6 protein-coding genes are annotated in these 6,841 nt (G+C 35.7%); 3 read left to right on the forward strand and 3 right to left on the reverse strand.

Going from position 1 to position 6,841, the window contains the following annotated elements; genetic code table 11:
• From QZ657_RS09875 to QZ657_RS09885, 3 genes are read right to left on the reverse strand one after another with little or no spacing between them, the layout of a single operon-like run.
• Positions 1–603: an aminotransferase class IV gene (locus QZ657_RS09875; protein ID WP_291966609.1), complete on the reverse strand. Its 603-nt coding sequence runs from the start codon at positions 601–603 to the stop codon at positions 1–3.
• Positions 587–1,561, reverse strand: a complete 975-nt coding sequence (locus QZ657_RS09880; protein ID WP_291966611.1) for an aminodeoxychorismate synthase component I — start codon at positions 1,559–1,561, stop codon at positions 587–589. Before QZ657_RS09880 ends, QZ657_RS09875 begins: the two co-directional genes overlap by 17 nt.
• Before the next feature lie 26 nt (positions 1,562–1,587).
• Complete coding sequence (locus QZ657_RS09885) at positions 1,588–2,202, reverse strand: deoxynucleoside kinase (RefSeq protein WP_276473480.1); 615 nt, start codon at positions 2,200–2,202, stop codon at positions 1,588–1,590.
• Positions 2,203–2,821: 619 nt separating this feature from the next.
• Between QZ657_RS09885 and metK the strand changes: the two genes are divergently transcribed.
• The 3 genes from metK to QZ657_RS09900 form a co-directional block, all read left to right on the forward strand.
• Positions 2,822–4,078, forward strand: a complete 1,257-nt coding sequence (gene metK / locus QZ657_RS09890) for a methionine adenosyltransferase (protein WP_291966613.1) — start codon at positions 2,822–2,824, stop codon at positions 4,076–4,078.
• Between the two features lie 343 nt (positions 4,079–4,421).
• Positions 4,422–4,586, forward strand: a complete 165-nt coding sequence (locus QZ657_RS09895; protein ID WP_291966615.1) for a hypothetical protein — start codon at positions 4,422–4,424, stop codon at positions 4,584–4,586.
• 384 nt (positions 4,587–4,970) lie between these two features.
• Positions 4,971–6,841: CocE/NonD family hydrolase (locus QZ657_RS09900; RefSeq protein ID WP_291966617.1), on the forward strand; the 1,871-nt coding region annotated here is incomplete at its 3' end.

Consider the following 6,841-nt stretch of genomic DNA (forward strand, 5'->3'; position numbering starts at 1 on the left):
TTATTCGCGTTTAATATTTGCAATCGGTACCCATCGGTTACTATCAAAATCATTTAGGGCATTTACTAGTTGAAAGCTATCAAAATCAGGCAAGTCAGATTCTAAAACTCTTGTTTCTGTAATCTTGTTTTCATCCAATAGCCTAGCTCTGCAAGTGCCTTCAAGTAAAGGTGTAGATGGGGTTATGATAACCTTGCCATCTAAAAATAGAATGTTGGCATAAGAAGTATCCGTAACAAGGCCGTTTTTAATTATTAGCACATCATCAAATTCTCCTCTTGTATTATAAAGATTGTTCAGTTTTTTACGGTTGTTTCTTTTTACGTTATACGAGATGGTGTCGTCATTTACTAATTTAAGCGACGTGGGTATACTATTTTTATATTCTGAAAATGAGAATCGGGTGCCATCTTGTTTATAGCCAATACGCAATTTATATTTTAGGTTGTTATCTAAATTAGTCAAGTGTATGCCGTCGAATAGACCATATGTAGGATGTGTTTTATACCGTTGTATATAAGACCTTCTAAATCTAGCTTCGTGATAGTCCGCGTTTTTAATTTGGCTATTTTCTATACAGACAGATTCAAATAGTGGGTACATATATTTTTTCTAAAAGTTCTTGGTATTCTTCTTCAAGCTCGCTTAGGTGGGTAATTCCACCGCCACTTTTGTAAATAAGACTACCGTTTATTCTTTCAATAAATCTAATACTTACGGCACTATCTATATTTTGTCCATCAAACACACCGAATATTCCGGTATAAAATCCTCTTGGTGAAATTTCAGCCTTTGAAATGATTTCTAAAGTTTTCTTCTTGGGAGCTCCACTTATTGATCCCGCGGGCAGTGTCTTTAGTAATAAAGAGGCGAATTCATTTTTCCAATTTTTGGGTAATTCCCCTTGTATTTCTGTACTGGTCTGCAATAACTCTTGATTGCCTTTCTTAATTTTATCTACGAACCTAAATTTGTTGACCCTTACTTTTTTGGCAATCATAGAAAGATCGTTTCGTATAAGGTCTACAATGGTATTATGCTCATATAATTCTTTTTTATTGGAAAGTAGAAGTTCTTCAGCATTGGGCACATTGCTATTAATCGTACCTTTCATAGGATAGGAAAAAATGTTTCCATCTTTTACCTTTAAATAGCATTCGGGAGAAAAGACTACAAATTTGTCTTTATATAAAAGTTTATAAGGTGCATAGGCTTTTTGGTAAATATCATCTAAATCTACAGTGGTATCAAGTGCGGTAGGAAAGGTGAGGTTGAGTAAAAAGCTATTGCCTGTATTTAGTTCATGCTTAACGGTCGTAAATGCCTTCTCATAAATTTCTTTGGAAACCAATGTAGGGTTTAAATCAAAATTGGTGTCTTGGGCTGTGGTTTTGGTAAGGGTTTTATCGTTACCAATACCTCTAATATTGAAATAGATGTTTTGTTTTGCCGCTTCTTCAAACGTAAATGTCTGTTTCGTTGTTTTGTCGAAATCTATGATAAATAAAAAGGGAACTTCATCTTGAAGAAAGCGGGTAACTTTATGTTCAAAATCTTCCAATAGTATCGGGCTTTGCAAAAATGAACTTAAAATAGACCGTTTATTTGGGCATCTATTTTATTGAGAATGCTTCCTAAATCTTCAGGGCTGTCCACAAAATCTAGATCATCGACATCGATAATCAATAAATTGCCTTTATTATAACCATGTATCCAAGCCTCATAACGTTCGTTCAAACGGCTTAAATAGTCAATAGAAATCGTATTTTCATATTCCCTACCTCTCTTATGAATTTGTTTTACCAAGTTAGGTATAGAGCTACGCAGGTAGATAAGAAGATCAGGTGGGTCAACCAAGGTCTCCATCAATTCAAACAAACTAGCGTAGTTTTGAAAATCCCTATTGGTCATTAAACCCATAGCATGTAAGTTGGGAGCAAAAATATGGGCATCTTCATAGATGGTTCTATCTTGTATAATTTCTTTGCCGCTTTCTTTTATTTGTAGAATTTGTCTGTATCTACTGTTTAAGAAATAAATTTGTAGATTAAAACTCCAACGTTCCATTTGGTTGTAGAAATCGTCTAAATACGGGTTTTCTACTACGTCTTCAAAATGAGGTTCCCATTTATAATGTTTTGCAAGTAATCTGGTTAGGGTTGTTTTCCCGGCACCGATATTTCCGGCAACTGCTATGTGCATAGAATTAAATTGATTAATGGTTGTGTTCTTATTACCGAATAAGATTCGATGGTACAAGATACAAGATAACTACAGGAAGTAAAAACATATTTGTAGTATGGTGTAAAAATAATTGTTCCGTTCGGTTATTCCTTAATAAAGGGTGAAGCTAAATTGATAGGTCAGATGATTCTGATACTAGAATTTATATCTATTTTTTTATGGAAAATAGTCGTTTAGGATTTTAAGGTAAACAGGTGAAGTTGTTTAATGATACTGTTTCAATTGTTGATAGTGCAGATAAACCATATTCTTGATTGTAACGGTATTTTTCTAATTGAGCTTAAAAGTACTTTACATTTAAAAAATCGATAACAATTATATATCTCTAGCAGAAATGATCAAATTTTTTAATTGGGTCAATAAATAACATCATATTAAGATACGGAACAGAACATTTTTTCTATTTTTGCATCTGAATTTAAAAAAAAAAAGAGGAGGGATTTGACTGATTGCAACCTCTGTTTTAACCTTAGGGTATAAAGCGAAAAAAATGCTAAAGCAGTTGATGTAGATTCATTTCGCATCATACTTCTTTTCGGCATTCATACAAATCCCTTCATAGAATAAAAAATTTGTTATGCCATATTTATTTACATCAGAATCTGTTAGTGAAGGTCATCCGGATAAAGTTGCGGATCAGATCAGTGACGCCTTATTAGATCATTTTCTTGCTTTTGACCCAGAAAGTAAAGTTGCTTGTGAGACCTTGGTAACTACCGGTCAGGTAGTTTTGGCGGGAGAAGTTAAAAGTGATACTTATTTAGATGTACAGAACATTGCTCGTGAAGTCATCAATAAAATAGGTTATACTAAGGGTGAATATCAGTTTAGCGGAGATTCTTGTGGAGTTATTTCGTTGATCCATGAGCAGTCTCAAGACATTAACCAAGGTGTAGACCGTGGAGCAAAGGAAGAGCAAGGGGCTGGTGATCAAGGTATGATGTTTGGCTATGCAACCAGCGAGACCGAAAATTACATGCCTTTGGCGTTAGATATTTCACACAAGATTTTGCATACCCTCGCAGAACTGCGTAGGGAGGGTAAAGAGATTTCTTATTTAAGGCCAGATGCTAAAGCGCAGGTTACCTTAGAATACTCAGATGCAAACGAACCTATACGTATTGATACGATCGTTGTATCTACACAGCATGACGCTTTCGATGCCGATGATGAAAAGATGTTGGCAAAAATCAAATCTGATATTATCTCAATTCTAATACCACGGGTAAAGGCGCAATTACCGGTAGAGACCCAAAAATTGTTCGATGATCAGATCAAATATCATATTAACCCAACAGGTAAATTCGTAATTGGTGGACCACATGGTGACACCGGTTTAACGGGCCGTAAGATTATTGTAGATACCTACGGAGGTAAAGGAGCTCACGGTGGTGGTGCTTTTAGTGGTAAAGATCCAAGTAAAGTGGACCGTAGTGCGGCATATGCGGCACGTCATGCAGCAAAAAATTTGGTTGCTGCAGGTGTTGCTACGGAAATTTTGGTACAGGTAAGTTATGCCATTGGTGTAGTAGAGCCAACCTCTATCTTTGTTGATACCTATGGTACCTCTAAAGTGAATTTAAGTGATGGTGAAATTGCAAAAAAAGTGGCTGAGCTTTTTGATATGAGACCTTTTGCCATAGAAGAAAGATTGAAGTTGAGAAATCCTATTTATTTGGAAACGGCCGCTTACGGCCATATGGGCAAACAGCCCACTAAGGTAACAAAGGTTTTTGAATCGCCTTACAATGGTCGTATTGAAAAAGAGGTAGAATTGTTCACTTGGGAAAAATTAGATAAAGTAGTTGCTATTAAATCAGCGTTTGGTTTGTAGATAATACTTAAGTTTCGGTAATTAAAAAGCTCCTTTTAGGGAGCTTTTTTTATTTATCATTTTTTTACACAAGCCAATTAACACTGCTTGACAACAAAAAATATAAGTTTGACCACAAAATCTATTTTGTAGGAAAAAGATTACATATTTTTGAAATGTAATAATTAGAGAATCCCAAATCTCTCCACCTACAAAAGATGAAATATATAACTATAGTACAAACAAAATTTGGACAGCGTATAGTACAGGTTGAAGCCCCAAAAGTCAGCTTGTTTTTAATCCTGTTTAGAAGTGTTGAATCTTTAAAAGATCTATTTAAATAATAACTTAACCTACTATTGCCATGTCAAAAACCCACAAAATTGTTGTAGCCATTTTGGCTTGCCTAGCATTACAATCTTGCTCAAAAGATACGGATCTTATCTCTGAATATGTTGTTCTTGATGCGTCAAAGAATGGGTACCGTACCCTAAAAATCAGTGTAGACATTGATTTGGAAAAATCTTAAAAAACTGTTGCATTAATTCCTTTTTCTGATTAAATTCCATGCCACTAAACACTAACCAAATGAAAAAAGAATTACTCCAAGAAACTACTGTTCAAGAATATAAAAGCGATTTTTTCTCGGGTATACTTATGCTTGTTAGAAAGTTGTTCATGATATGATCTTGTGCGTTATTGCTTCATAAATGCCATCTAAGGGTGGCATTTATAAAGCCTTTTTCATGTTATCTTCTTTTTTTTACTTTGATGTATTTCTTGAATTATCCCGCAACTTGGTAAGTGGCTACCAAGGTTTGGTTACACGTCAAAATTATATAGGTAAACAAATTTTTTAGTCTTCAAAAATCGGGTAAACTTTCTTAGTTTTAAGAATTCAAATTTTTAAGACATGCCTAAGTTTACCATCAAACAATTCTTTACGTTCATTTTACTAGCTACAGTTGTTGTTTCCTGTAGAAAAACAACACAAAAAGTAGCCGATGCCGAGGTTTCTGATACCTACGTAGAGGATAACTACACTAAAAAGGAAGTGGATATTGCCATGCGTGACGGTGTTACGTTACATACCACTGTTTATTCGCCAAAAGACACTTCAAAAGAGTACCCAATTATAATGCAAAGAACCCCGTATAGTTCTCAGCCTTACGGAGAGGGTAATTTTAAAACAAAGATCGCGCCCAACATTCATATGATGCAAGACGGCTATATTGTAGTCTATCAAGATGTGCGCGGCCGTTGGTTAAGTGAAGGGCATTATGAAAATATGCGCGCCTATAATCCCAACAAAAAAACGGAGCAGGATATTGATGAAAGTTCAGATACCTATGATACTATTGAGTGGTTGGTCAATAACGTAGAAAACAATAACGGTAATGTAGGTATTTGGGGAATTTCTTATCCTGGCTTTTATTCTACCTATGCCGTGGTAGATGCGCATCCGGCATTAAAGGCAGCATCTCCACAGGCAAGTATTGCCGATTTCTTTTTTGATGATTTCCACCATAATGGAGCATATTTATTGAGTTATTTTAGGGCTACTTCATTGTTTGGTACGCCAAGACCAGATGGAGATAAACCTATAGATACGGCTTGGTATACATTACCTGATTTACCAACTGAAGATCAATATCAATTCTTTTTAGATGAAGGACCGTTAAAGAACTTAGATCGATTTTTTGAATACGAAACAGCTGATACCCCACGTATGGCAAAGGAGGGCGTAACCGATGATTATTTCTGGAACGAACTTAAAGAGCATCCAAATTATGATGAAATGTGGCAGAGCAAGGGCTTGATCCAACATTTAAAAAATGTAAAGCCAACGGTGGCCACCATGGTAGTTGCGGGGGAGTTTGATGCGGAAGATTTATACGGACCCTTAGAAACCTATAAGAATATAGAAAAGTACAATGCCGATAATTATAATACCTTGGTTTTTGGACCATGGGATCACGGCGGATGGGCACGTAGAAAAGGTCAGAATACTGTGGGCAACTATTATTTTGGCGATGGAATTTCTGAATTTTTCCAAGAACATATAGAAACCAAATTCTTTGATCATTTCTTAAAAGGTAATGGCGATAAGAATAGCGGTTTACCGGAAGCCTACGTTTTTGATACCGGTAGAAAAGATTGGAAAACCTATGATGCCTGGCCACCGGCAGGAGTAGTGAAAAAGGATATGTATTTATCTTCAGATCAAGAACTGACTTTTGAGCCAAAAGAAGTGGAAGAAGTGAAGTTTATCAGTGATATTAAAAAACCGGTTCCATATTCAGAAGATATTAAAACAGTATTTACACCAAGAAAATATATGACAGATGATCAGCGTTTTGCAGCTCGCCGTGGTGATGTCTTGGTGTTTGAAACTGACGTTATGCAAGAAGATTTGACCTTGGCGGGTGATATTTTGGCGAAGCTAAAAGTTGCTACTACGGGTACCGCTGCAGATTGGATTGTAAAAATCATTGACGTACACCCAGCGGATGAACCTGCTTATGAAGGTATGCAAGACCACTTAAAAATGAGTAATTATCACTTAATGGTACGTAGCGAAGTATTGCGCGGGCGTTTTAGAAATAGTTTTGCTAACCCAGAACCGTTTGTGCCAAATGAAAAAACAGATGTAACCATTAAGTTGCAAGATGTATTCCATACTATTAAAAAAGGTCACAAATTACAGGTGCAATTACAGAGTACTTGGTTTCCGCTAATAGATTTAAATCCGCAGACCTATGTAGATAATATTTTTGAAGCTGA

The organism is Maribacter sp. (assembly GCA_020629415.1).
Lineage (GTDB): Bacteria > Bacteroidota > Bacteroidia > Flavobacteriales > Flavobacteriaceae > Maribacter > Maribacter huludaoensis.

Coding starts and splice junctions, on each gene's coding strand:
- QZ657_RS09875 (WP_291966609.1), bottom strand. CDS start 603: ATGTACCCACTATTTGAATCTGTCTGTATAGAAAATAGCCAAATTAAA.
- QZ657_RS09885 (WP_276473480.1), bottom strand. CDS start 2,202: ATGCACATAGCAGTTGCCGGAAATATCGGTGCCGGGAAAACAACCCTA.
- metK (WP_291966613.1), top strand. CDS start 2,822: ATGCCATATTTATTTACATCAGAATCTGTTAGTGAAGGTCATCCGGAT.
- QZ657_RS09895 (WP_291966615.1), top strand. CDS start 4,422: ATGTCAAAAACCCACAAAATTGTTGTAGCCATTTTGGCTTGCCTAGCA.